This window comes from Shewanella atlantica, from assembly GCF_003966265.1.
Classification (GTDB): domain Bacteria; phylum Pseudomonadota; class Gammaproteobacteria; order Enterobacterales; family Shewanellaceae; genus Shewanella; species Shewanella atlantica.
Genome location: NZ_RXNV01000001.1, coordinates 859,708 through 884,448, shown reverse-complemented (window position 1 = coordinate 884,448; position 24,741 = coordinate 859,708). Strand labels below are relative to the sequence as shown.

The following is a 24,741-nucleotide window of genomic DNA, read 5'->3' as shown; positions in this document are numbered from 1 at the left end:
ACAACCTCGAACCTCATAACTTAGTTTATTTATGTTCCGGGTTGAATCTATCCATCACCACGGCGCAGACGGCGTCGCCTGTGATGTTTAGTGAGGTACGGATCATGTCAAATATACGGTCCAGGGCGAACAGCAGTGGCAGCCCGTCAATCGGGATCCCGGCAGCAAGCAGTACAGCAACGACCAGGAAGGATGGGCCCGGTACACCGGCTTGTCCGATAGCACCTAAAGTCGAGGTAAAGATGATTGCGGCGTAAGCCATCATGGTCAGATCGACGTGATACATCTGGGCGAAGAACATGGCGACCAGGCCATAGTAGATAGCGTTCCCCGTCATATTGATGGTCGCACCCAGCGGCAGTACGAAGGCGGCGGTCGCCTTTGAAACATTGAGCTCCTCTTCACAGGTTTCCATGGTGACCGGCAGGGTTGCCATAGATGATGCAGTAGAAAGCGCCATCGCCTGAGGTTTCTTCATCGCCGAGACAAACTTCATGGCCGGGACGTTTGAGAAAAACTTCACGACCAGCGGGAAGAAGATGAAGGCATAGATAAGAATTGCAACTACAAATACGACGAATAACTTCAAGACCACTTCAAGCGCCTGAAAGCCAAATGACCCCACAGACTCTGCCATCAGGCCAAAGACACCGATTGGCGCGATGATCATCACGCAGTTGATCATCCATACGAAGGCTTCAACTATGGTATTGAGACCATTGATAATCGGTTTGGCTCCATCGCCTTTCACTTTACTCAGTGCGATACCGAAGAAGATACAAAAAACCAAGATCTGCAGGATATTGCCCGAAGTCATAGATTCGAACACATTGGTTGGGATCATGCCAATCAGGGTATCCATGGCGCCGGGAAGTGCGCCTTGCTCTGCGGTGACCTGGGTAAGTGATTGACCGTGAGCACTAAAGTCTACTCCGGCTCCGGGCTTGAAAATATTGCCCATGACCAGTGCGAGTGTGACGGCAACTCCCGAGGTGATAATAAAGAAGGCAAAGGTGCCGACACCTATTTTACCCGCCGAGGGGCTGTCACCTAAGCTGGCTGCGCCGGCGATAATGGATACCACGACCAAGGGGATGACCAGCATCTTTATCAGATGAATAAAGATGGTACCCAGAGGCCCGAATATGGCGGCACCTTCTCCCATGAAAAGGCCCACTAATGCACCAATTATCATGGCGATGACCACCTGAATACCTATGTTGTGCATTAATTTTTTATCTCGAATTGCCACGCTAGCTCCGTTATTGAACTGATCTGTTAAGCTTTTTTGAAGGGGGCGTAAAGTTATCACACAAGTGTATCAGGCACTGTGAAACAGCACTTATCCAGGAGGTAAAAACATTGATCTTTAATATTAGTCGGTCATGACTGATTTATCTGTAAAAAATGCACGGTAATTTTGTTTAATCGTTAATTCTGAGCGTCTATGTGTGGCAAGAATTTCGATATCTCTATTCTTTGCTGCTAATCTGAGCGGTTAAAAGAGCGGGTCGGAAAGTTCAGAGTTTGGGCTGAGTCGGGTGGATGGAGAGTTACGACTATTAGTTGGATAGACTGAGAAGCAATCAAGCTGACAGCTTCTCAATTTTTTAGGACGTTTACAGCTCGCGGCGGTAGGGGATACTTCTCTGCGCTCCGCGTCGGGTTACTGCTATGGCTGCAGCGTGATTGGCAAACTCTACCGCATCGCGCATCGGCAGATTTTCACTCAGCGCCACCATCAAGGCCCCGTTAAATGTATCACCTGCGGCGACGGTATCGACAGGTTTAACATCGACGCCAGCGACTATGCCCTCGAATTCTTGGCAGCTTAAATATGCACCTCGGGAGCCTAAGGTGATGATCACCGTATCGGGTCCCAGTTGGTGAAGCATTTGCGCCGCGAGCTTGGCTGTCTTTTCGTCGGTGACCTCTATTCCTGTTATCGTCTCCGCTTCAGTCTCGTTTGGGGTGATAATATCGACCCATTTGTAGATCTCTGTGCCGAGCACGGTCGCAGGAGCGGGATTAAGCAGGGTATTAGCCCCATGTTTTTTCGCCGATTTGAGCGCTTGAGCCACGGTTGTTGTCGGTGTTTCCAGTTGCACCAGTAGCCAATCGGCATCTACTAATAGCATCTGGTGCTGCGCGAGTGCCTCAGTGGTCAAGCTGGCGTTGGCGCCCAGTGAAACCCCGATACTGTTCTCGCCATCAGCCCCAACAAATATCATCGCCGTGCCGGTGCTTTGTCCATCGACTTTAGTGATCCCTTCGGGGTGAATACCATCATCACACCAACTCTGACTCATCTGTTCGGCAATGCCGTCGGCACCCAGGTGGCAGATAAAATCGACTCTGTTTCCCGGTTGGCGCAATCTGGCACAGGCAACGGCCTGATTTGCCCCTTTGCCGCCGTGCTCGAGCCGATAATCCTTGCTCATCAGGGTCTGTCCGGGGGCTGGCAGATATTCGAATGACATCACATGGTCGGCGTTAGCGCTGCCTAAAATGACGAGTCTGCTCATGGTCTTCCCCTTACTTTCTAAATCCTGTACTCAATCTAACTCAATCAGCCGATCGCTTTACAAATCGATTGGCAGATATCTGGCTAAATATCAGTTATAAGCTTGTAACCGTTCAACTACCAGGCAGATAGACAGACCCTTGTCTGTCTAATTACTGTATGCCTGTTTACGCTAAACTAATTATTGTCCGGTTATTAATTATATGCCTGCAGGCGTTCAACTAACAGATCGACAAAACCTTGTCTGTCCAGATTAAACAACACCTTGGCATTGGCTTCATTACCCGTGAGTTGATGGCGGTCGACTACGGTCATCCCTTGAGTATGCTCGCCTTTTGTCTCAATGCCTACCCAGCAATCCTGAGCCTGAAACAGTTCCGGCTTAAGCAGCCAGGCAATCGTACAAGGGTCATGCAGCGGTGCTCCGGTAAAGCCCCACTTAGGATCTCTGTGGTACAGAATGAAGAAATCCAGCAACTCTGCCACACACACTGCGATAGGATTATCGATTGCGCGGATCCGCTCTATGTCTTCGTCCATGATCTGTGCTTCGTGGGTAACATCCAGGCCGCACATGGTAATAGGAATGCCTGATTTGAAGACGATATCTGCCGCTTCGGGATCGACGTAGATATTAAATTCTGCGGCCGGCGTCCAGTTACCGACGCCTGCGGCGCCGCCCATCAACACGATACGTTCTATTTTATCGTGAAGCTCAGGATGACTGGTGAGCAGGATGGCGATATTGGTGAGTGGGCCTGTCGGTACTAAGGTTACCGGAGTCTGACTCTCTCTGAGTTTCAACGCCATCAGCTCTATGGCGGTAATAGAGACAGGGTCGAAGCCGGGATCTGGAAGCTCTGGGCCATCCAGTCCGGTTTCGCCGTGAACGTTATCGGCGATGATCAACTCTCTGGCTAAGGGCTTTTGGGCTCCGCCAGCGACCGGAATATCGCTGCGACCTAATAGCGTCAATACCCTTAAGGCGTTATTCAGGGTCTTATCCGGTGTTTGGTTACCGGCACTGGTCGTTACCGCAAGTGGGGTGAATGCATCGGTGCTTAAGGCGAGAATGAGCGCTATTGCGTCATCATGTCCCGGATCACAATCGAGAATAATTGGGCGTGTCATGGTCATACTCCTTCATTTGACTAAGATGCAGGTTAGCACGACAGATTAATCTCCCGCCTACGCTAGTTGTTATTTTTGTGAGACAAGAGTCATTAAAGCCATATTAAGGTTAGCCTATAGGTAATTATGTCCCGCAATCAGGTGTCACAAAAAACACTCAAGTTTGCCAAGTTAGTGAATCATAGCGTTTATAATGCAGCTCACAGTTAATATTCGGCTCATTTACTCAACTTTATTCAACCAAAAACTTAGGTAGGAACAGATCATGACAGAGCACTTTAAAGGCAGGTATGAGGTGGAGTTTAAGTATCGCCTACCATCAAGAGTGCAGTTTCTGTCGCGGCTTAAGTCGATGCGCCCTGAGATCATGCTGGAAGATAATCTGGAGCATGATAGTTATTTCGACCTGCCGGGGGGCGAATTAAAGAGTCAAAACAAGAGTGTTTGTATCCGCAATATGCAGCCTTCGGGGATCAAGCTCTGGATTGTAAAAGGCCCCGAGGCTGACCGATGCGAGGCGGTGAATATTACCGATGTAGAGAAAGCCTGCAGCATGCTACAAACCATGGGCTTTACACGGGTATTAGAGATGAAGAAGACCCGCAGTATCTACTTTCTGGGGGAGTTTCATGCCACAGTGGATCACCTCGAAGGGATAGGGGACTTTGCCGAGCTGGCCATCATGACCGATGATGAGCATAGGTTGTCCGGGTACAGAGAGCAGCTTTTAGAGCTGGCAGCAACTCTGGGGCTGGATTCATCCCAGCTTGAAACCCGCTCTTATCGCGAGTTACAGACTTGTGAGATGAGTAGTCATCCGAACTAGCTTTCAGGCTGGTTTCACATCAGGTGTAGTTTAGTTTGGAATGAAGCTGGTTACATTTTTTTCTTTGGTTCGTTTGGTATTGGGTGGTGTGATTGAAGGTCGTACCTTCATAGGTATTTATCGCTTCCAGCGAGGGAATGTGTAGATACGCCTTCGGGACGCTGTGAAGCCTTCCATGGCCGCTTAGCGAAAACATCCTTGTTTTCGATACCCTCTGTCGTATCTACACCGGGTTGTTTTCTATCTTCGATTTGACTTTATCTTTTAAATATCAGCTTATTACTAAACCCTGTGAAGTGTTATGCAGACCTCGTAAACCCCCACGCATCTTTTTACCGAACAGTTCTGAATGTTTTTCTTCATGAAATGGAAAATAATCCTTTTGCAGCAAAGGGTTGTAGATGATAGTTTTACCTAAATAGTCGAGCAGCCAAGAACGTTATCGTGCTGCTATTGAATAAGCTGTTAGAGATTTAAAATGAAGATCGTAAAAAATCCTACAGAAGCGCATTTAAGAGACCTTTATAAATGGTTAAAGGATGAAGAAATTGAGTCCGGCGAAGGGTTCTTCTGTAACTGGAATATTATCGCGAACTCCGTCTCGGAAGATAAGCTCTATATCGTTGAGTTAGATTCAAGGGCAGTTGCATTACTTGTGAAATGGCAGTTTTCTTCATGTTTCGAAATAGATATTTTAACTGTAGAACCGCGATATAGAGGCAAAGGGATCGGCAGGCATCTCGCTACCTCATTGATCGATGAAGCAAAAAAAGTGAATGCGGAGAAAATATCAATTCAGTGTATGCCAACTTCATCAGAGGCCTTTTGGAAATCACTGGGCTTTATTGAAGACCCCGATAAACTATGCGAGAGAATTCGTGGTGTACCAATGCAAGACTTACATTTAGAGATGAGGTTATGTGCCAATGAACTCTAACAAGTCAAACAGCAGCGCCACTTCGTGGCTGGACGCGCTAAAGCGCGCCGCTGTTTGAAGCGTTATAGCTCACCCTAGTTTTAGTGATGGAGTATCAATTGAAAGTAAAATTATCAGTTTCACCTTCAGAAGAAGAGTTGAAAGCAATCGGTGACGGTATTGCAGCATTCAATGAGCAATTTTTGCCTAATGATAGTGCTTTTGATTCGGGGTTTCGTTTTGCTCTCATTGTGCGAAATGACAGTGGCGATATAGTTGGTGGGATTCAAGCAAGTGTAGTTTGGAGTTATTGTGTCCTTGAGTTGCTCTGGTTGTCAGAAGAAACGCGAGGTAGTGGTGTTGGCTCAAAACTAATGCATCAACTAGAAGATTTCGCAAAAGAAAAAGGTCTTCACCAAATTCGTACTGAAACGCTAGATTTTCAAGCTAAGCCATTTTACGAAAAGTTAGGTTACCGTGTTTATGGTGAACTAGAAAATATACCAAAAGGGCACACAACTTACTTTTTGGCCAAAGATATATAACAGGCGGTTAAACAAGGATAAAATACAGTTGGCTTTTGTCACTTTGTTCCAATTTTAGCCAACTATATTTAGCCCGTTAACGAGGGCGTAACTACATTTGGGGTAGTCATACTTTCCCTAATCAAAGTCCTTTCAGTTAGAGGCTAAACTCTAACGTGTTTCTGTCCAAAACCGTTCTACAGACAGAACTTCCTAAATCGAAGAGATAACTTTCTCGAAACCTGAGTCAGGTGTAGGTGCGGCTGTGGACTTCGGTTTCAAGGCGAGATTTCACTAGGTGAAACTCTTCGAGCGAGAGGCATGGATGCCGAACTGGCTTTTAAACGGGGAGTTTGTTTGAAACCGCAGAGCGTATAGGGATATATTCACAGCGTACCGAGAGATTGCTTGTACTAAAGGTCGTTCATTCACATCCATGTGATTACGACATTCGTATATCCCTATACAGCACATGCAGCAAGCAATACATACCAATGAGGCTTTGGTAGTTAGCACACTTACCAAATACCACATTTACAAAGTACCCAATCAGCCCAAAGAACCAATAAAAGATACTTGAAACTTGTTATCCGACAAGTGGGCCAAAACTGGATATCAAAAGATATCCAAAAACCTATGATATAGCATCCCTGCTGCCAGCATGGGCGATCTGAATGTTGGCCCTCCGGGGAAGGTCATATGCTGTATCTTATCGAAGATATCGAAACGACCTGCCTGAGCCGATAATGCTTCGGCGATAAGTTTCGCTGCCATATGAGTGGCGTTTACCCCATGGCCGGAATAGGCCTGGGCATACATGATGTTAGGGCAGTCCGGCAGACGTCCGATTTGAGGCAGCCTGTTAGCCCCTATGCCTATCATGCCTCCCCATTCGAAATCGATTTTGACCCCCTTGAGTTGCGGGAAGACCTTCTCGAGGTTAGGGCGCAATGCGGCCTCGATATCCTTGGGATCTTTGCCTGAGTAGGTACACAGGCCGCCGAATAGCAGGCGATTATCTTCCGACAGGTGGAAGTAGTCGAGATCGATACGCATATCGGCAAAGGCCATATCCTGAGGGATGATATCTTTGCACTGTTCATCGGTGAGGGGCTCGGTGGCCAGCAGATAGCTGCCGGCCGGGAGTACCTTGCCGCCGACATAGCCATCGAGCTTATGGCCGATGTAGGCGTTGCCCGCCAGTACCAGATACTGACAGTTTACCTCGCCATGCTCGGTGATGACTTTAGGTTTATCACCCTTGATGATCTTCTGCGCGGCGCTGTATTCAAACATCTTTACGCCCAACTCTCTGGCGACGCGGGCCTCTCCCAACGCTAAGTTTAACGGGTGCAGGTGACCGCTATTCATATCGACCAGTGCCCCCTCATAACGGTTTGAGCCTATGACCTTTCCCATATCCTTTTTCTCTAACAGGGTGAAGCCTTCACCTCGCCCCTGAGAGACAAGATCTTCAAAGTCTTGTTTTAACTCGGTCATATGCCGTGGACGCATGGCCAGATCGCAATAGCCCATGCGAAGGTTACAGTCGATGTTATGTTCGGCGACACGTTGTCTGACGATATCCACCGCCTCGAAGCCCATTTGGTTAATGGCGCTGACACCTTCATCGCCAATGACGTTTTTGAACTGTTCAATATTATGACCAATGCCACGGATAAGCTCGCCGCCATTTCTGCCTGATGCCCCCCAGCCGATACGCTTCGCTTCCAGTAGTGCAACATTAAAACCTTTCTGCGCCAGTTCGATAGCCGTGTTAATACCGCTGAAACCACCACCTACGACACAGACGTCGACATCGATTCGCTCCCTGAGTTGCGGATGTTCATAGAGCTCTTTTGCCGTGTTTAAATAGTATGATGACGGATACATGTCACTGTGCACTGGACTTTTAGCTTGCATCATCTCTCCAAATTATAATTGTTGTTATTGAGTATTCATTCCTAAGAATTAAAGGGACTTAAGACGGTATACTTTTGGTCTGAGTCATATATAATTCACGGGTGTTGATTATATTTAACATGCTTTTTTGTTTGATACAAATTACTATGTAATATAATTTGAACACTTTAATCAATATTGTACGTTAACAGGAGAGATGCATTTGGATATTGGAGCTAGCCTGAAGGCTGTCCGTAAACTAAAAGGCCTTTCGCAACGCGAACTTGCGAAAAGAGCCGGAGTGACCAATAGCACTATCTCTATGATTGAGAAGAACAGTGTGAGCCCGTCTGTCAGCTCTTTGAAAAAAGTGCTATCGGGACTGCCTATGTCGCTGGTGGACTTTTTTTCTATGGAAGATAGCGGTGGCAGTGAGCAAAAGGTGGTGTATCGCAGCGATGAACTTCTCGATATCGGTGATGGCAATTTAGATTATAAGCTGGTGGGCAGAGACTACCCCAATCGGGCGATGTCAGTGATGAACGAGACCTATCCTCCAGGCTCCGACACAGGCGAAGAGATGCTCAAACATGAAGGCGAAGAGGCTGCCATGGTTATCGAAGGTAAGTTTGAACTTACCGTAGGTGAAGAGGTGTTTATTCTCGAAGCCGGAGACAGCTATTACTTCAACAGCGAGACGCCCCATAGATTCAGAAACCCGTTCGATGAAAACTGCCGTATCGTTAGTGCGACCACGCCGGCAAACTTTTAACAGCCCTGAGCGGCCTTCATATTTAGCAGTCTTGTAAAGCATAAAATACAGCTCGGCCTAAAGCTGGAAACTTAATTTGATAGTGGCGGTAGATGGGAATATCCCCTGTCGTCACTTCACTGTTTTCTCTCTGTGCTTATCTATTTTCCTGATATTCTCCCCGACGATTATTTTTAGATTGTGCTGTTTCCCGAACAGGCTTTAAATTTACTCACCTCATTTTAGTATTTTATGCTGAATCCACTCAAAAGCTGCTCATTTTTCACTGAGAAAATCGACATTTTGATCTACTTCAGGAACCTCTGTTGTAAATAATATTGGTCAATATCAACCGTTTTTTGTGATGCCTGTCATGGTGTGGAACTCAGGCCTTTCCCGCTGCTGGTCAAGAATAAATTGAAATTCTTCTTATCCCTATATTTTGCTTGAGCCTCTATCTTGTTGAATTTTATTGATGTTATTTTGTTGTTGATGTCATTTTGAACTGTATTCATATCTCCTCTTGCCTGTGCTCAATTTTCAGTGTAGTGTTTGAAAAAGTGAACAGAGGGTTAAGAGGTGTTCGCTAATAAGAACTCATATAAAAACTCTTATTAAAAACTTATATAAAAACTCTTATTAAAAACTATAAAAATATAACCAAATAGGTGATTTATGTCGGATGCAGGGCTTGCTGTCATTGGGGTGACGGCGTGCAATCAGAAGTTAGGCTTACATCCTTTTAATATTGTGGGCGAGAAATACCTTCTTGCTATTGCTGATGCAACTAAGGCCTGGCCCTTGGTTATTCCTTCGCTGGGTCATTGCCCTAGTGAGCTTATTTTGCCTCGCTTAGACGGCATTCTCTTTACCGGCTCTCCTTCAAATATCGAACCACATCACTTTCAAGGTGAGGCAAGCGAAGCTGACACTCACCATGATCCCAAACGAGACGCGACGACGCTGCCTCTGTTAAAGGCGGCAATAGATGCCGGTATTCCTGTTCTGGCTATCTGCCGTGGATTTCAGGAGATGAACGTCGTGTATGGCGGCACTTTGCATCAGAAGTTGCATCAAGTGGGCGGGTTTATCGAACACCGTGAAGATAAGAGTGCGGCTGTCGATGTGCAATATGGGATCTCCCATGAGGTACAGATAGAACCTGGAGGACTGCTTCACGAGGCATGGGGCCGTAGCTCTGCAGAGGTTAACTCTGTGCATACTCAAGGCGTAGATCGTCTCGGAGTCGGGTTACGGCCAGAAGCATACGCACCAGACGGTTTAGTTGAGGCATTCTCTATTAAAGATGCAAAAAACTTTGCTCTGGGCGTGCAGTGGCACCCTGAATGGAAGGTGCTCGATAACCCTTTTTACACCTCCATTTTTAATGCGTTTAGTGATGCCTGTGAGCGTCGAGCAAAGACCCGAGTGAGATAAAAATAATGAAAAAGTTAACCGCTTATTTAAACGAACAAAAAATTACCGAAGTTGAATGTGTGATCAGCGATATGACTGGGATTGCCAGGGGTAAGATCGCCCCTGTGGCCAAGTTTATCGATGAGAAAGGGATGCGTATGCCGGAAAGCGTGCTATTGCAGACGGTGACCGGTGATTATGTCGAAGATGAACCCTATGATGCTCTGCTGGATAATGCAGACATCGATTTTGTCTGTGTTCCCGATGAGAGTGCAGTATTTAAGCTGCCCTGGACCATAGAGGCGACCGCTCAGGTCATCCATGATACTTACGATAAGATGGGGAATCCTATCGAGTTGTCACCTCGAAATCTGCTGAAGAAAGTGCTGAAACTCTATGATGATAAAGGCTGGAAGCCGGTCGTCGCACCTGAGATGGAGTTTTACCTCACTCGCCGTAATGAAGATCCTGATCAGCCTCTTATCCCACCTGTTGGACGCTCGGGTCGTCAAGAGTCGGGCAGACAATCTTTCTCGATTGATGCGGCCAATGAGTATGATCCGCTGTTTGAAGATATGTACGATTGGTGTGAATTACAGGGATTGGATATCGATACCCTTATCCATGAAGAGGGCACTGCTCAGATGGAGATTAACTTCAGCCATGGCGATGCTCTGTCTATGGCGGATCAGGTCTTCGTATTTAAGCGCACTCTCAAAGAAGCGGCACTTAAGCATGGTGTCTGCGCCACCTTTATGGCCAAGCCCGTCGCAGACGAGCCCGGCAGTGCCATGCACCTGCATCAGAGTATTGTAGATGTTAAGTCGGGGCTGAATATTTTCTCGATGAAAGATGGCACTAAGAGCCCGCTTTTCTTCAGTTATATCGGTGGATTACAGAAATTCATACCAGAACTCTTGCCTCTGTTAGCCCCGAATGTGAACTCCTTCAGACGTTTCCTACCTGGCACATCTGCACCGATTAATCTCGAGTGGGGTGAAGAGAACCGCACCTGTGGTCTGCGAATTCCAGAGTCTTCACCGCAGAACCTGCGCGTCGAAAACCGTATTGCCGGTGCCGATTCGAACAGTTATCTGTCGATAGCCGCGAGCCTGTTATGTGGCTATATCGGTATGGTTGAAGATGTAAAACCTTCGACACCCGTTCAAGGGCGAGCCAATGAATCACGCCAAAGCATAAGTCTTCCCCTGACATTAGAAGAAGCGTTAGGCGTTATGTCTGAAAGCATGGCGTGTCGCGAGTATTTGGGGGAAGCATTTACCATGGGTTATATCGCGGTGAAGCAGGCCGACCTTGCCAGCTATAAACGCGTTATCAGCTCGTGGGAGCGAGAGTTCCTGTTACTCACCGTCTGATTTTTTGAGGGAGCCCGAATGTCGTGCCCCCTCATATTGAAGGCTAAAGACTCAAGAGAGTGTGACTAAATAGAGTGTGACTGAAGATCCAATTGGGGTTGGATCGCCAGATAAATAATCGGAGGAATTTAAGATTTCGTATCAGGATGCTTGTTGCCATTAACAGGAATGCACAAGGGTACGTTAGCTGTAGAGCAGTAGCACACTGCCGATGCGGTTTTAAGGTGTAGCATTGGTTAAAAACTAAAACTAAATCCGGATATTACCGGTAACACAATGACAGACAGCGGTGATGTGACTCACGGCTGCTACGCTAAATCAAGGAGATAGCATGAAGCTTTTAAAGAAGATGACGACAATAGCACTACTGGGTGCAGGTGTATTGGCAAGCAGTAATCTGATGGCGCAAGAGGAAGTTCGGGTCTATAACTGGTCCGATTATATTGCCGAAGATACCTTGGCTAATTTTGAAAAAGAGACCGGCATTCGTGTGGTTTATGATGTGTTCGATAGTAATGAAGTCGTTGAAGCTAAGTTACTGTCTGGCCGTTCCGGCTACGATATTGTCGTACCCTCTAATAGCTTCCTGGCCAAGCAAATTAAAGCCGGCGCATTTCAGAAGCTGGACTCAAACCTGCTGCCTAATCATAAGAACCTGAATACAGAGCTGATGACTCAGCTGCAAACTGCCGATCCGGGTAACCAATATGCCGTGCCTTATCTTTGGGGAACAAACGGTATCGGTTATAACGAGGCGAAAGTGAAAGAGGTGTTGGGCGAAGATGCACCTGTCGACTCTTTAGAACTTATCTTTAACCCTAAGTATGCATCGAAGCTCTCTAAGTGTGGTCTGTCGTTCCTCGATTCGGCCGATGAGATGGTGCCTATGGCGCTTATCTACTTAGGCCTGGATCCGAACAGCAGCAGTAAGGCCGACTTTAAGCGTGCCGGTGAAGTGTTAGAAGCCATTCGTCCACATATCACCTACTTCCATTCATCACGTTACATCACTGATCTTGCCAATGGCGATCTCTGTGTCGCGGTCGGTTATTCAGGCGATATCTTACAGGCAGCTACCCGCGCCGAAGAAGCTGAAAACGGCCATGTTATCGGTTACTCGATACCAAAAGAGGGTGCCAACCTCTGGTTCGATATGTTGGCTATTCCCGCCGATGCCGCTAACGTGAGCAATGCGCATACGTTTATCAACTATCTGCTTCGTCCTGAGGTGATAGCCCCTATCTCGAACTATGTCTCTTATGCCAATCCAAACGCTGCGGCGCAAGACTTAGTTGATGATGAGATCCGTAACGACCCGGGTATCTATCCGACTGAAGAGGTTCTGAAGCGTCTTTACGTGGGTGAGGTTCGCCCGATGAAGGCACAGCGTGCACTGACTCGAGTCTGGACTAAGGTCAAGTCAGGTTACTAACACTCCCCGAGGGGCAAGCCATGCTTGCCCCCGTTTCACCTTTCAACACGTTTAAATTGCCGTAGGTACCTGTAGAGAGGTGCCTTTTGTGGAGAAGTTATATGGCTAGTACCTCGGGCGTCACCAACAAACCAACAACAAAGACGCAAGCAAAAGTCCTGCTGAAGATTGAGCGGGTCAGTAAGTTATTCGATGAAGTTCGTGCCGTCGATGATGTTTCACTAAACATCAATCAAGGGGAAATTTTCGCGCTATTAGGCGGTTCCGGCTCCGGTAAGTCGACACTGCTGCGCATGTTGGCTGGCTTTGAAAAGCCCACAGAGGGCCGTATCTATCTCGATGGTGAAGATATTACCGATATGCCTCCCCATGAACGTCCTATCAACATGATGTTTCAATCCTATGCTCTGTTTCCCCATATGTCGGTGGAACAAAATATCGCATTTGGTTTGAAGCAGGATAAATTGCCTAAGGATGAGATCGCCTCCCGCGTTAAAGAGATGCTTAAGTTGGTACATATGGAGCAGTATGCCAAGCGTAGGCCTGCTCAGCTCTCCGGTGGTCAACGTCAACGTGTCGCCTTAGCCCGTTCACTGGCGAAGCGTCCTAAGTTACTGCTGCTCGATGAGCCGATGGGGGCATTGGATAAGAAGCTGCGAACTCAGATGCAGCTGGAGGTGGTCGATATTCTTGAAGAGGTGGGTGTGACCTGCGTAATGGTGACCCACGATCAAGAGGAGGCGATGACCATGGCCGAGCGCATCTCTATCATGAATGAGGGGTGGATAGCCCAAACCGGATCTCCGATGGATATCTATGAGAGTCCGTCATCAAGAATGGTGGCCGAGTTTATCGGTTCGGTGAACTTGTTCGAAGGTGAGATCGTTGAGGATGAAGCGGATCACGCCATCATCGAGTCCCCAAAGCTGGAGCAGAAATTCTATATTGGCCACGGTGTATCGACCAACGTGGAAGATAAGCAGGTCTGGCTAGCCGTGAGACCCGAAAAAGCCCGCATCAGTCGTGAGCAGCCGCAACATGAATATAACTGGTGTCATGGTGAGGTTGAGGATATAGCCTATCTGGGCGGCATCTCTGTCTATTATATTCGCCTCGCTAACGATCAGGTTATCCAGTCTGTGATGACTAACCGGGATAGACGCTCCGATCCTCCCACATGGAAAGATAAGGTCTTCATCAGTTGGGAGGCCACCAGCGGTGTGGTCCTCAGATCATAGGGGGGCATATCATGAAAAAACCATTAAAGTTTAGATTGCCAAAAGGCCAATGCTGGACGATAGGAGTTCCCTATTTCTGGTTATTACTCTTCTTTGCACTGCCATTCGCTATCGTTCTGAAAATTAGTTTTTCTACGGCCGCTATCTCCATTCCGCCCTATGAGTCACTGTTCAATTACGCCGATGAATCTCTGCAGATCCTGCTGAACATAGGTAATTACCTGCTCATTTTCGATGACAGTCTCTATATCTATGCTTATCTGGGCTCATTGAAAATGGCCTGTGTAACGACCTTAGGTTGCCTCTTGATTGGCTACCCTATGGCTTATGCGATTGCCAGGGCGCCGAAACAACAGCAAACCTTGTTGATTCTGCTGGTGATGTTGCCCTCCTGGACCTCTTTTCTTATTCGGGTATACGCCTGGATGGGAATACTGAGTAATAACGGCTTGATCAACAATCTACTCCTCTGGCTTGGGGTTATCTCCGAACCTATTCAGATGTTGAACACTAACTTTGCGGTCTATATCGGCATCATCTATAGCTATCTTCCGTTTATGATCTTGCCCCTGTATGCCACGCTTTCTCAGCTCGATGGCAGCCTGTTAGAGGCGGCATCGGATCTAGGTTCCAGAAGCATGAATACCTTTTGGAAGATCACTCTTCCACTGTCTAAAGGGGGCGTGATTGCCGGTTCTATGTTGGTCTTTATTCCTGTGGTTGGCGAGTTTGTTATTCCTGAACTGCTCGGTGGTCCGGACTCTCTGATGATAGGTAAGGTGTTGTGGCAGGAGTTCTTCAATAACCGAGACTGGCCCGTCGCATCTGCGCTCGCCATCGTGATGTTGGGTCTGTTGATTATTCCGATAACCCTGTTTCACCGTTATCAGTCCAGAAGTATGGAGAAAGACGCATGAGTAGCCTAAAGGATAAGTTAAGTTTTTCTACCATAATGCTTTGGGCTGGAATGTTCTTCCTCTACGTCCCTATGTTTATCTTAATCTTCTACTCATTTAACGAGTCGAAACTGGTGACGGTCTGGGGCGGGTTCTCCGCTAAATGGTATGGCGAGCTGTTTCGTGATCAGCAGATATTAGATGCGGTGTGGACCAGTTTACGAGTGGCATTTTTTGCCTCATCGATGGCTGTGATACTCGGGACTATGGCAGCATTTGTGATGACGCGCTTCTCCCGCTCATGGGGAAAGATGACACTGTCGAGCATGATCACTGCGCCACTGGTTATGCCTGAGGTGATCACGGGTTTGTCACTGCTGTTACTGTTTGTGCATATGGCCGACACCTTCGGTTGGCCAGCCGAGCGGGGGATGTTTACGGTATGGCTTGCGCATTCGACGTTCTGCGCCGCCTATGTGGCCGTGGTGGTATCGGCGCGCCTTCGGGAGCTGGATCAATCCATAGAGGAGGCGGCTCAAGATCTGGGTGCAACCCCGTTTAAGACCTTTTTCTATATCACGGTTCCTATGATATCTCCCTCATTGATGGCGGGTTGGTTACTGTCGTTCAGCCTCTCGTTGGATGACTTGGTTATCGCCAGTTTTACATCGGGACCGGGTGCGACGACGTTACCTATGGTGGTGTTCTCCTCAGTACGTATGGGGGTCTCACCTAAGATTAATGCTTTGGCGACACTTATTATTTTAACAGTCTCCTTGATTGCATTTATCTCCTGGTACTTCGCTCGTCGAAGTGACAAGAAGAGCCTTCCGCCAGCGATGTAAGTGGTTAAGAAGGCGAGAAAGGTTCAGTAAGATTTAAAAGAAGTGTGTCGTCATATGAACAGTCAATGATCGGCACACTTATCCATATAACTTGGTCTCAATAGCAAAGCCTCAGGTAAGAAGATAGAGGCAGACTATATGGCCAAACAGATAACAAGGTAGGGCAGAGAAATGAGCAGTGTACCTCACGCAGAATCCTATTATGCAGCTTCAGCAAACGATAAAGTTGAACGTTCTCAATTGGCAGACAATGTTGAGGCCGATATTTGCATCATAGGCGCCGGATATACCGGGCTATCGACGGCAATACATCTGTTAGAACTCGGCTTTAGTGTCACAGTACTCGAAGCCGCACGTATTGGTTGGGGCGCTTCGGGCCGTAACGGCGGTCAGATAGTGAATAGCTTCAGTCGTGATATCGACTCGATTGAAAAAACCGTAGGCAAAGAGAACGGAAAGTTGTTTGGCGAGATGGCATTTGAAGGCTCGCGCATTATCAAGGAATTGATCCATAAATATAATATTCAGTGCGATCTTAAAAATGGCGGTGTGTTTGCCGCGATAAACCCTAAACAGATGGGCCATCTCGAGGCGCAAAAAGCGCTGTGGGAGAAGCATGGTCATATGGGGCATCTGGAGCTGCTCGATGGTAAAGGGATCCGTTCCGTCGTCGACTCTGAACGTTATGTCGGTGGGCTGCTCGATAAGAGTGGCGGACATATTCATCCACTCAACCTCGCCTTGGGTGAAGCTCATGCCGTAGAGTCATTGGGCGGCAAGATATTTGAAGACTCGGCGGTGATTAAGGTCGAGCAGGGTGATAGCCCGGTCGTTCACACAGCTAAAGGTTCGGTTAAGGCTAAGTTTGTCGTGGTAGCGGGTAATGCCTACCTCAATGGGTTAATGCCACAGCTGCAGGCTAAGTCTATGCCTTGTGGCACACAGGTGGTGACCACTGAGCCACTCAGTGATGAATTGGCGGCGAGCTTATTACCTCAAGACTACTGTGTAGAAGATTGTAACTATCTACTCGATTATTTCAGGCTTTCGGGTGATAAGCGTCTTATTTACGGAGGTGGTGTGGTATACGGTGCGCGGGATCCAGCCAATATCGAAGCTATCATCCGCCCTAAGATGTTGGAGACCTTCCCTCAGCTAAAAGATGTGAAGATAGATTACACCTGGACGGGGAATTTCCTGCTAACCCTGTCACGCTTGCCTCAGGTTGGGCGTATTGGCGATAACGTCTACTATTCACAGGGCTGCAGCGGACATGGGGTGACCTATACCCATCTGGCGGGCAAGATATTGGCCGAGGCGATACATGGACAGGCGACGAGGTTCGATGCCTTTGCCGGTCTGCCTCATTATCCGTTCCCCGGCGGACATATGTTCAAGATCCCCTTCAGTGCCATAGGCGCCTGGTACTACACCATGAGGGATAAGTTGGGGATCTGATATATTCCGACTTGGTAAAATCAATCAGCCTCGACCTTCTGTCGAGGCTAATCCTTCCATCAAATAAATCAAAAGCTTGCTAATTCATTCAATTAGCAATGGCACTCGTTCTCAAGCCTGCTATTTTTAATACAGGCACAAAGACATTCCTCTTTCTATTCGTAAGTTTATTAGTCTGAAAAAACTCTCTTTTGGAGAAAAAAATGAAACACCTGCCCATCAGTACCAAGTTACTCTGGATCACCTCTGCGCTTTTTTTGGCGATTGTGACTATTTTATCTGTCACCTTGTGGTGGGCCTTGAGTAGCAAGAACGCTGAGATAGCCGATGAGGTACAGACGGTGCTCCATCAGGAGACCCGAGCGAAACTGGAAGCCAGAGCCGGTGAATATGGTGAGATGATTGCGGGTTTTATTAATGAAGCGTACCGCATCCCTTATTCGTTTGCGGCAACGATTGAGCAATCTTCGGGTACGGAGCATATGACGCGCGAAGGCTTAGAGGTCAGTGTCGCTGCTGTGTTAAGTAAGAACAGTCAGCTGTCATCCATGTATGCACAATTTGAAGCCGATGGCTTCGATGGCAAAGACGAACAATACCTTTCGGGAACGAGTCATAGTGTGGTGGGGGCTGGGAGTTTAGAGCTGTATTTCGTGCGTAACGACGATGGCAGTGTCTCTCAGGAAGCGGTCGATGATGCCGCTGAGAAGTATGTAACGACAGTGAATGAGTTCGGTATTCGTGAAGCCGAATGGTATCTGTGTGCCAAGGACAGCAAGCGCCCCTGTTTAATGGAGCCCTATCTGTATGAAGTGACACCGGGCCATAACGCCTTAATGACTTCACTGACGGTACCGGTTCTGAAAAGTGGTCAATTTACCGGGTTAGTGGGTGTCGATCTTAATCTGCCGATATTTCAAAAATTGATAAAAAAGCTCTCGGGCGAGCTGTATCAGGGCAAGGCTAAGGTGACGCTACTGAGTAGCAAGGGGTTAATCGTTGCGGCGAGTCATTATGACAAGATGGCCAGACCTGTTAAGGAGGCGATGGGAGCCGATCTTGCCGCTAAATTGCAGAACCTTCATAAGGGAGATAAATATTTCGAAAATGATGTTGAGATCGCGGTCGCCTATCCCATAGACATTCCGCTGTCTGGCAGTACCTGGTCGCTGGTGATTGAGGTACCCAGAGAGGAAGCATTTAAGACTGCCATGGCACTCAATGACCAGATGCAGGCGATGGCCCAATCACTGGGTAGTCTACAGCTCACATTAGGTGCAATCGTGTCGGTCATCGCCGTTTTCAGTATCTGGCTGGTGATCCGCAGCATTATCTCACCGCTAAGGATGATCCAATCCAGAGTCGAAAACCTGGCTAGTGCGGAGGGGGATCTGACCCAATCTATCGAAGTCGAGTCACATGCGGAATTGATAGCCTTAGGTAAAGGGTTTAATGCATTTCTGACTAAACTCAGGTTGTTAATCGTCGAGCTCAAACAGCTGGCAAGTCAATCACAACAGGAAAGCCTAACCGTGGCTAACATTGCCCAGCAAACCCGGGACAGTGTTAATGGTCAATACGGTGAGATTGAAAGTGTGGTGACAGCGGTTAACCAGATGAGTGCTACGGCACTGGAAGTGGCTAAAGCCTCGGAGCAGACGGCGACGGAAACCGATGCTATGTCCCGGAATGTGAAACAGAGTGAGCATAGCCTGATGACGGCTATGGACTATGTGACCACTATGTCTGATGAGTCTTTACAGGCTAAAGAAGCGGTAGGCAGGGTCTCGACAAGCAGTGATAATATCAGCTCAATCGTTGAGGTTATCCGCTCCATCGCCGATCAGACAAACTTGCTCGCCCTCAATGCTGCCATCGAGGCCGCCAGAGCCGGCGAACAGGGACGGGGCTTCGCGGTAGTCGCCGACGAGGTGAGAGCGTTAGCGTCGAAGACTCAGACATCGACAGACGATATTACTCAGTTGATTAGTTCGCTGCAGATGGAGGTCAGCAGTGCCTCCGATGTGATAGACAGTGGTGCAGTAAAAGCCCAGCAGGCCGTGGCTCAAACTGAGGAGGCGCTGGCTTCGATCAACGCCATGGTTGCACAGATAGATGAGGTCTCGAGCCAGGTTACTCATATCGCCACCGCGGCGGAGGAGCAAAGTGCCGTCACCGAAGAGGTGAATAAGAATATAACCGGGATCTCTGATTCCGCATCCGATCTCGCAAGGCTTGCCGGTGAAGCGCTGGACAGCAGTACTAATCTGGCCGATTTAGTGAAGTCACAGCATGAGCAGCTGGGTCGATTGAAGACTTAGCGATACAGATTATTTGGCAGGCAGCTAAGGCTCATGACTAAGGCTCATGCTTAGGGCGCATGAGCCTGCTCATCTTCTCTCTGGCTTGATGCGTCACCTTTGTCACCGATTGAAATCTTGCATCAAGCTTAATTCGGTACACTCGATCCGGTACTGGGCTGGAAAATAACAAAAAAACCTTCTTTGTTGGTGATTATGATGTACATTAAATATACAGGAAAACGTTAGCCTCATTAACAAGTCTGTCATTAACCAAGGTTGTTACTTTGAAAAAAACAGATACTTCCCACTACCGACACTTTCTCAAAGTGGTTGACTGCCAACAAGCCTGTCCTGCCCACACGCCGGTGCCCGAATATATTCGTCTGATCGCCGACAGAAAATACACTCAAGCCTATATGCTCAACTGGGAATCAAATGTCTTTCCCGGCATTTTGGGACGGGTCTGTGACCGTCCCTGTGAGCCAGCATGCCGTCGGGGACGTGTCGAAGACGATCCTGTGGCTATCTGCCGCTTGAAGCGTGTCGCGGCAGATTATAAGGGGGATATACAGGCTCTACTGCCGGAGATCCCGCGAACGAAGAACGGTAAACATATCGCCCTGATCGGTGCCGGTCCCGCCTCACTAACGGTCGCCCGGGATCTACTGCCGCTGGGTTACAAGATCACACTATTCGAACGTGATCTCCAGGCTGGTGGCATGATGCGAAGTCAAATTCCCGCGTTTCGCCTACCGGAAACTGTTCTCGATGAAGAGCTGGATCTGATTCTGCAAATGGGACTCAAGGTTCGTTTTGGTGTTGCCATAAATAGCATGAAAGCCATGCTTGAGGAGATATTTGATGTGGTCTTTGTGGGGACCGGGGCGCCGAAAGGTCGTGATGTCAGGATCCCAGGTCGCCAGGAGGCAAAGGATCATCTGACTCTGGGGATTGACTGGTTAGCCAGTGTTGCCTTTGGTCATACCCGAAGTATCGGTGAGCGGGTTATCGTTCTGGGGGGCGGCAACACAGCCATGGACTGTTGTAGAACCGCTAAACGCCTGGGAGGCAAACAGGTAAAGGTGGTGGTACGTTCGACCTTCGAAGCGATGAAGGCTTCCCCCTGGGAGAAAAGCGATGCTGCCGGGGAAAACATTGAGATCATCCCTAATCACACGCCGTTAGAATTCGTCATGGAAAAGGGGAAGTTTAAGGGCGTGCTGTTCGAGGAGTTGAAGTCCAGTTATGACGAGAAGGGCAAGCGTACGTTAACTCCCACGGGTAATACTGTGATGATGGAGTGCGATGAAGTATTGATCGCCATAGGTCAGGATACCGCCTTCCCCTGGATAGAGCGTGACATTGGCATCGAGTTCAATGAATGGCAACAGCCGGTGCTCGATGAGACCTCATTGCAATCGAGCTTACCGACGGTATTTTTTGGTGGCGATGCCGCCTTTGGTCCAAAGAATATCATTACCGCAGTGGCTCACGGTCACAAGGCTGCCATCTCTATCGATCTGCTATGCCATGGTAAAGACCCGGTCTTAGAAAGACCTGTCAGTGATTTCAACCTTGTCAGCCAGAAGATGGGCATTCATGAGTGGAGTTACCATAATAAGATAAAGCTGGACTCACGTTATCCTGTGCCGCGTCTCGATTGGCAGGAGGCGATAGAGAAGCTGACGAGTGAGGTCGAATTAGGCTATGACGAGAAGCTTGCCCTTGACGAAGCTCATCGTTGTTTTAACTGTGATGTTCATACCATCTTCAGTGAAGATATCTGCATCGAATGCTCCGCCTGTGAAGATGTCTGCCCGGTGGACTGCATTAACTTTATCCCGGCTCAGGCCGAGGAGACAGAGGTAAGAGATCCTATCGTCGTGAACAGGCTTAGGGTCAGTGATATAAATCCTGAGCAGGAACTTTTTGTATCAGCCCCCCTGAAGACGGGCCATTTGATGATCAAGGACGAAGATGTGTGTCTTCACTGTGGACTGTGTGCCGAGCGTTGTCCTACCGGCGCCTGGGATATGAAGAAGTTCATCTTGAATAATGCGAAGGCCGCGATCGAATGACTGGGTGTGAGTCAATCTGCGGGGGATGTGCCGAGCGCTGCTCACTCTAGAGATGCCAGGGACATGAAAAAGTTTATCTTGAATAATGTAAAGGCTGCGACCAAATGACCCAATGTCAATCAATCAATGAATTTGTAGTGCGCTTTGCCAATACCAATGGTACTGGCTCTGCCAGTGCTAACAATATGTTTGCCAAGGCCATTATGCGAATGGGGCTACCGGTAAGCGCTAAGAATATATTCCCATCTAATATTCAGGGGATGCCCACCTGGTTCGAGGTGAGGATCAGCGAGAAAGGTTATCTGGGACGTCGCGGTGGGGCGCCAGAGATGGTGGTGGCCATGAATGCCCAGACCTTAGGTGAAGATATCGATTCGGTACGAGCAGGTGGTTATCTGTTATACGACTCCAGCAGCATGTTACCTAAGCGTCTTGAGCGGGAGGATATCACCTTCCTGGGGATGCCTATCTCCGAGATCTGCCGCAACGAATACAGCGATCAACGCCAGCGACAGCTCTTTAAGAATGTGATCTACGTGGGGGCATTGGCCGCACTGCTGGGCTTCGATTTTCAGGTTCTAAGGCAGCTGGTATCGGAACAGTTTAAGGGAAAAGATAAGCTTATCCGTCCAAACCTGTATGCCCTGGAGCTTGGTTTTCAATTTGCGGCTAAACAGTTTAGCTGTCCGTTAGCCATACACCTTGAACGCCGGGATCTGGTGGGTGACAAAATTATGGTCGACGGCAACACTGCCTGCGCGCTTGGGGCGGTTTATGGCGGTGCCACTGTGGTCGGCTGGTACCCGATAACCCCCTCTACCTCGGTTATCGAGAAGTTTTCATCTTACTGTCAAAGGTTGCGTATTGACCCTGCCAGCGGGCAGAAAAACTATGCGATAGTCCAGGCCGAAGATGAGCCCGCTGCCATAGGTATCGCCATGGGAGCCGGCTGGAATGGCGCACGTGCCTTTACCGCCACCAGTGGCCCCGGGATCTCGCTGATGACCGAATTTCTAGGGCTGGCCTATTTTTCCGAAGTACCTCTGGTTCTTATCGATGTACAGAGAGCTGGGCCATCGACCGGTATGCCGACCCGTACCCAGCAGTCTGATATGTTGACCTGTGCCTATGCCTCACATGGCGATAGTAAGCAGGTACTCTTGATGCCGTCATCGCCATATGAATGTTTCGAATTTAGCGCATTAGCATTTGATTTGGCCGACAGACTGCAGACGCCAATCATATTGATGACAGATCTCGATACCGGCATGAACTTTCACATGAGCCGCCCCTTCGGGTGGGATGATGCTCATAAATACGATCTGGGAAAGGTGCTCGATGCCGCGGATCTGGACGAGGTTGCCGCCTTCGCTCGTTACGCCGATATCGATGGCGATGGGATCTGCTATCGTACCCTACCGGGAACCCACCCTAAGAAAGGTGCCTTCTTCACCCGAGGCACCTCAAAAAATGAGTTAGCCGGGTATTCTGAGAAGGCAGAAGATTACACCAATAATATGCAGCGCTTGAATCATAAATTTGCCACCGCAGCCACACTCCTGCCTGAGCCCGTTATACAAGTTAACGCTAAGTCTGCATCCGTAGGCTTAGTTTTTTACGGATCGACTTTGGAAGCTATTCCGGAGGCTGTCGCGCTATTGGGTGAGCAGGGGGTAAAAACCAATACTATGCGTGTCAGGGGATTTCCTTTTGCTGCGCAGGTACTCGACTTCATCGATAGCCATGATCGGGTATTTGTTATCGAACAGAACAGAGACGGTCAACTCAGGACACTGCTTTGTAATGAGTTGATGATAGATCCAGCGGCGATGACGGCAATACTTCATTACGATGGCCTGGCCATTACGGGCGAGTTTATAGCTGCTTCTGTGCAGGAGTCTATGGCGGCGCAAACCAATCAAGTGGCAGGATAATAAAATCTCTTATATCGGATGATGATTGAAAGTGACCTGAAGTTGAACATATTAGCACTGACGAATTGAGTCGAGTCGAAGGAAAATGGAAAGGGAGTCAGTATGAGTTATCGCAAGCCCCAGTTCAGACATCCACGTCTGGAGGTGAACGATCTTGGTTTAACCCACAGGGATTATGAGGGGGCCCTGTCGACCCTTTGTGCCGGTTGCGGACACGATGCCATCACCGCCGCGGTAACCCAGGCCTGCGCCGAGTTATCACTTCCGCCTCATCGGGTTGCAAAAATATCCGGCATTGGCTGTTCCTCTAAGGCACCAAACTATTTCCTTAACCACGCACATGGATTTAATACGGTACACGGCCGCATGCCGTCGGTGGCAACGGGTGCGAATATGGCGAACAGAGACCTGATCTATCTGGGCATGTCGGGTGATGGCGACAGTGCATCCATTGGTTTTGGTCAGTTCGCCCACGTGGTACGCAGAAGGCTCAATATGCTCTATATCGTTGCCAATAATGGTGTCTATGGTTTGACTAAGGGTCAGCTCGCGGCAACGGCGGAGCTGGGGATGAAAAATAAATCAGGAGAAGCCAGCCTGTTTACCGATATCGACCTGTGCGTCAGTGCGCTTCAGTTCGGTGCAACCTTTGTCGCCCGCAGCTTCTCCGGTGATAAGGCCCAGCTCGTGCCCCTTATTAAGGCGGCGATAAGCCATAAGGGGTTCGCCTTCATCGATATCATCTCCCCTTGCGTCACCTTTAATAACACCCCAGAGTCGACCCGCTCCTATGACTATGTTCATGACCATATAGTCACGGCGGCGGTAGCCGATTTTGTGCCGGTGAAACAGGAGATCCGCTGCGAGAATAGTGATGCAGATAGCGAAGATATCTGTTTGCATGATGGCTCAATACTGCGCCTGTCACGGATCCAGCCTGATTATGACGCCCATGATCGTCTGCACGCCATGGCCAGAATTGAGCAGGTGAAGGCCGAGGGAAAGATATTAACCGGCTTAATGTATATCGATCCGGAAGCCGATGATTACCATGAGATAAACCAGACTACCGATACCCCGCTCAATGCTCTGAAGCAGGAGACTCTCTGCCCCGGAAACCATGTGTTGCAGACGATAAATGATAGCTTCAGATAGGAAGGGCTGGGAGCATAAACAGACCTGGCCAAAAGT

General features: G+C 48.5%; 19 protein-coding genes. 15 read left to right on the top strand and 4 right to left on the bottom strand.

Annotated features, from left to right (window positions below; genetic code table 11):
- Nucleotides 1-25 precede the first annotated feature (25 nt).
- From EKG39_RS03800 to rihA, 3 genes are all read right to left on the bottom strand, one after another.
- Nucleotides 26-1,228, bottom strand: a complete 1,203-nt coding sequence (locus tag EKG39_RS03800; RefSeq protein ID WP_425470132.1) for a dicarboxylate/amino acid:cation symporter — start codon at nucleotides 1,226-1,228, stop codon at nucleotides 26-28.
- 391 nt (nucleotides 1,229-1,619) lie between these two features.
- The gene (gene rbsK / locus EKG39_RS03795) at nucleotides 1,620-2,525 is read right to left on the bottom strand and encodes a ribokinase (protein ID WP_126504348.1); all 906 of its coding nucleotides are present in this window, start codon (nucleotides 2,523-2,525) and stop codon (nucleotides 1,620-1,622) included.
- Nucleotides 2,526-2,719: 194 nt separating this feature from the next.
- The gene (gene rihA, locus EKG39_RS03790) at nucleotides 2,720-3,655 is read right to left on the bottom strand and encodes a pyrimidine-specific ribonucleoside hydrolase RihA (protein WP_126504346.1); all 936 of its coding nucleotides are present in this window, start codon (nucleotides 3,653-3,655) and stop codon (nucleotides 2,720-2,722) included.
- A 265-nt stretch (nucleotides 3,656-3,920) separates the two neighbouring features.
- Here rihA and cyaB point away from each other — a divergent pair, with 265 nt between their 5' ends.
- From cyaB to EKG39_RS03775, 3 genes are all read left to right on the top strand, one after another.
- Nucleotides 3,921-4,481, top strand: a complete 561-nt coding sequence (gene cyaB / locus EKG39_RS03785; protein WP_126504344.1) for a class IV adenylate cyclase — start codon at nucleotides 3,921-3,923, stop codon at nucleotides 4,479-4,481.
- A 478-nt stretch (nucleotides 4,482-4,959) separates the two neighbouring features.
- The gene (locus tag EKG39_RS03780) at nucleotides 4,960-5,418 is read left to right on the top strand and encodes a GNAT family N-acetyltransferase (RefSeq protein ID WP_126504342.1); all 459 of its coding nucleotides are present in this window, start codon (nucleotides 4,960-4,962) and stop codon (nucleotides 5,416-5,418) included.
- A gap of 98 nt (nucleotides 5,419-5,516) precedes the next feature.
- Nucleotides 5,517-5,942 carry a GNAT family N-acetyltransferase gene (locus tag EKG39_RS03775; protein WP_126504340.1) on the top strand — a complete coding sequence of 142 codons (426 nt, stop codon included), beginning with the start codon at nucleotides 5,517-5,519 and terminating at the stop codon, nucleotides 5,940-5,942.
- Nucleotides 5,943-6,536: 594 nt separating this feature from the next.
- On the opposite strand, the gene EKG39_RS03770 is transcribed toward EKG39_RS03775, so the two are convergent.
- Nucleotides 6,537-7,844, bottom strand: coding sequence for an NAD(P)/FAD-dependent oxidoreductase (locus EKG39_RS03770; RefSeq protein WP_126504338.1), 1,308 nt, complete (start codon nucleotides 7,842-7,844; stop codon nucleotides 6,537-6,539).
- Nucleotides 7,845-8,046: 202 nt separating this feature from the next.
- On the opposite strand from EKG39_RS03770, the gene EKG39_RS03765 reads away from it, so the two are divergent.
- From EKG39_RS03765 to EKG39_RS03710, 12 genes are all read left to right on the top strand, one after another.
- On the top strand, nucleotides 8,047-8,595 hold the full coding sequence (locus tag EKG39_RS03765) for a cupin domain-containing protein (RefSeq protein ID WP_126504336.1): 549 nt from the start codon (nucleotides 8,047-8,049) through the stop codon (nucleotides 8,593-8,595).
- A gap of 654 nt (nucleotides 8,596-9,249) precedes the next feature.
- The gene (locus EKG39_RS03760) at nucleotides 9,250-10,011 is read left to right on the top strand and encodes a gamma-glutamyl-gamma-aminobutyrate hydrolase family protein (protein WP_126504334.1); all 762 of its coding nucleotides are present in this window, start codon (nucleotides 9,250-9,252) and stop codon (nucleotides 10,009-10,011) included.
- A 5-nt stretch (nucleotides 10,012-10,016) separates the two neighbouring features.
- Entirely contained in the window at nucleotides 10,017-11,366 is a 1,350-nt protein-coding gene (locus tag EKG39_RS03755) for a glutamine synthetase family protein (protein WP_126504332.1), read from the top strand.
- Nucleotides 11,367-11,697: 331 nt separating this feature from the next.
- A complete protein-coding gene (locus tag EKG39_RS03750; protein WP_126504330.1) occupies nucleotides 11,698-12,798 on the top strand; it encodes a polyamine ABC transporter substrate-binding protein in 1,101 nt (366 codons plus the stop codon).
- A 101-nt stretch (nucleotides 12,799-12,899) separates the two neighbouring features.
- The gene (gene potA, locus EKG39_RS03745; protein WP_126504328.1) at nucleotides 12,900-14,036 is read left to right on the top strand and encodes a polyamine ABC transporter ATP-binding protein; all 1,137 of its coding nucleotides are present in this window, start codon (nucleotides 12,900-12,902) and stop codon (nucleotides 14,034-14,036) included.
- A gap of 11 nt (nucleotides 14,037-14,047) precedes the next feature.
- Nucleotides 14,048-14,953 (top strand): ABC transporter permease subunit, encoded by a 906-nt coding sequence (locus EKG39_RS03740; protein ID WP_126504326.1) that lies wholly within the window; start codon nucleotides 14,048-14,050, stop codon nucleotides 14,951-14,953.
- Nucleotides 14,950-15,777 carry an ABC transporter permease subunit gene (locus EKG39_RS03735; RefSeq protein WP_126504324.1) on the top strand — a complete coding sequence of 276 codons (828 nt, stop codon included), beginning with the start codon at nucleotides 14,950-14,952 and terminating at the stop codon, nucleotides 15,775-15,777. The genes EKG39_RS03740 and EKG39_RS03735 overlap by 4 nt, the downstream gene beginning before the upstream one ends.
- 171 nt (nucleotides 15,778-15,948) lie before the next feature.
- Nucleotides 15,949-17,235 carry an NAD(P)/FAD-dependent oxidoreductase gene (locus EKG39_RS03730; RefSeq protein WP_126504322.1) on the top strand — a complete coding sequence of 429 codons (1,287 nt, stop codon included), beginning with the start codon at nucleotides 15,949-15,951 and terminating at the stop codon, nucleotides 17,233-17,235.
- A 203-nt stretch (nucleotides 17,236-17,438) separates the two neighbouring features.
- Nucleotides 17,439-19,556 carry a methyl-accepting chemotaxis protein gene (locus EKG39_RS03725; protein ID WP_126504320.1) on the top strand — a complete coding sequence of 706 codons (2,118 nt, stop codon included), beginning with the start codon at nucleotides 17,439-17,441 and terminating at the stop codon, nucleotides 19,554-19,556.
- 266 nt (nucleotides 19,557-19,822) lie between these two features.
- Nucleotides 19,823-21,616, top strand: coding sequence for an FAD-dependent oxidoreductase (locus EKG39_RS03720; RefSeq protein WP_126504318.1), 1,794 nt, complete (start codon nucleotides 19,823-19,825; stop codon nucleotides 21,614-21,616).
- A 104-nt stretch (nucleotides 21,617-21,720) separates the two neighbouring features.
- Complete coding sequence (locus EKG39_RS03715; protein WP_126504316.1) at nucleotides 21,721-23,550, top strand: 2-oxoacid:acceptor oxidoreductase subunit alpha; 1,830 nt, start codon at nucleotides 21,721-21,723, stop codon at nucleotides 23,548-23,550.
- A 102-nt stretch (nucleotides 23,551-23,652) separates the two neighbouring features.
- Nucleotides 23,653-24,705, top strand: coding sequence for a 2-oxoacid:ferredoxin oxidoreductase subunit beta (locus tag EKG39_RS03710; protein WP_126504314.1), 1,053 nt, complete (start codon nucleotides 23,653-23,655; stop codon nucleotides 24,703-24,705).
- The last annotated feature ends 36 nt before the right edge of the window (nucleotides 24,706-24,741 follow it).

Coding starts and splice junctions, on each gene's coding strand:
- EKG39_RS03710 (WP_126504314.1), top strand. CDS start 23,653: ATGAGTTATCGCAAGCCCCAGTTCAGACATCCACGTCTGGAGGTGAAC.
- EKG39_RS03715 (WP_126504316.1), top strand. CDS start 21,721: ATGACCCAATGTCAATCAATCAATGAATTTGTAGTGCGCTTTGCCAAT.
- EKG39_RS03750 (WP_126504330.1), top strand. CDS start 11,698: ATGAAGCTTTTAAAGAAGATGACGACAATAGCACTACTGGGTGCAGGT.
- EKG39_RS03735 (WP_126504324.1), top strand. CDS start 14,950: ATGAGTAGCCTAAAGGATAAGTTAAGTTTTTCTACCATAATGCTTTGG.
- EKG39_RS03760 (WP_126504334.1), top strand. CDS start 9,250: ATGTCGGATGCAGGGCTTGCTGTCATTGGGGTGACGGCGTGCAATCAG.
- EKG39_RS03755 (WP_126504332.1), top strand. CDS start 10,017: ATGAAAAAGTTAACCGCTTATTTAAACGAACAAAAAATTACCGAAGTT.
- EKG39_RS03800 (WP_425470132.1), bottom strand. CDS start 1,228: ATGCACAACATAGGTATTCAGGTGGTCATCGCCATGATAATTGGTGCA.
- rihA (WP_126504346.1), bottom strand. CDS start 3,655: ATGACACGCCCAATTATTCTCGATTGTGATCCGGGACATGATGACGCA.
- rbsK (WP_126504348.1), bottom strand. CDS start 2,525: ATGAGCAGACTCGTCATTTTAGGCAGCGCTAACGCCGACCATGTGATG.
- EKG39_RS03780 (WP_126504342.1), top strand. CDS start 4,960: ATGAAGATCGTAAAAAATCCTACAGAAGCGCATTTAAGAGACCTTTAT.
- potA (WP_126504328.1), top strand. CDS start 12,900: ATGGCTAGTACCTCGGGCGTCACCAACAAACCAACAACAAAGACGCAA.
- EKG39_RS03730 (WP_126504322.1), top strand. CDS start 15,949: ATGAGCAGTGTACCTCACGCAGAATCCTATTATGCAGCTTCAGCAAAC.
- cyaB (WP_126504344.1), top strand. CDS start 3,921: ATGACAGAGCACTTTAAAGGCAGGTATGAGGTGGAGTTTAAGTATCGC.
- EKG39_RS03770 (WP_126504338.1), bottom strand. CDS start 7,844: ATGCAAGCTAAAAGTCCAGTGCACAGTGACATGTATCCGTCATCATAC.
- EKG39_RS03740 (WP_126504326.1), top strand. CDS start 14,048: ATGAAAAAACCATTAAAGTTTAGATTGCCAAAAGGCCAATGCTGGACG.
- EKG39_RS03725 (WP_126504320.1), top strand. CDS start 17,439: ATGAAACACCTGCCCATCAGTACCAAGTTACTCTGGATCACCTCTGCG.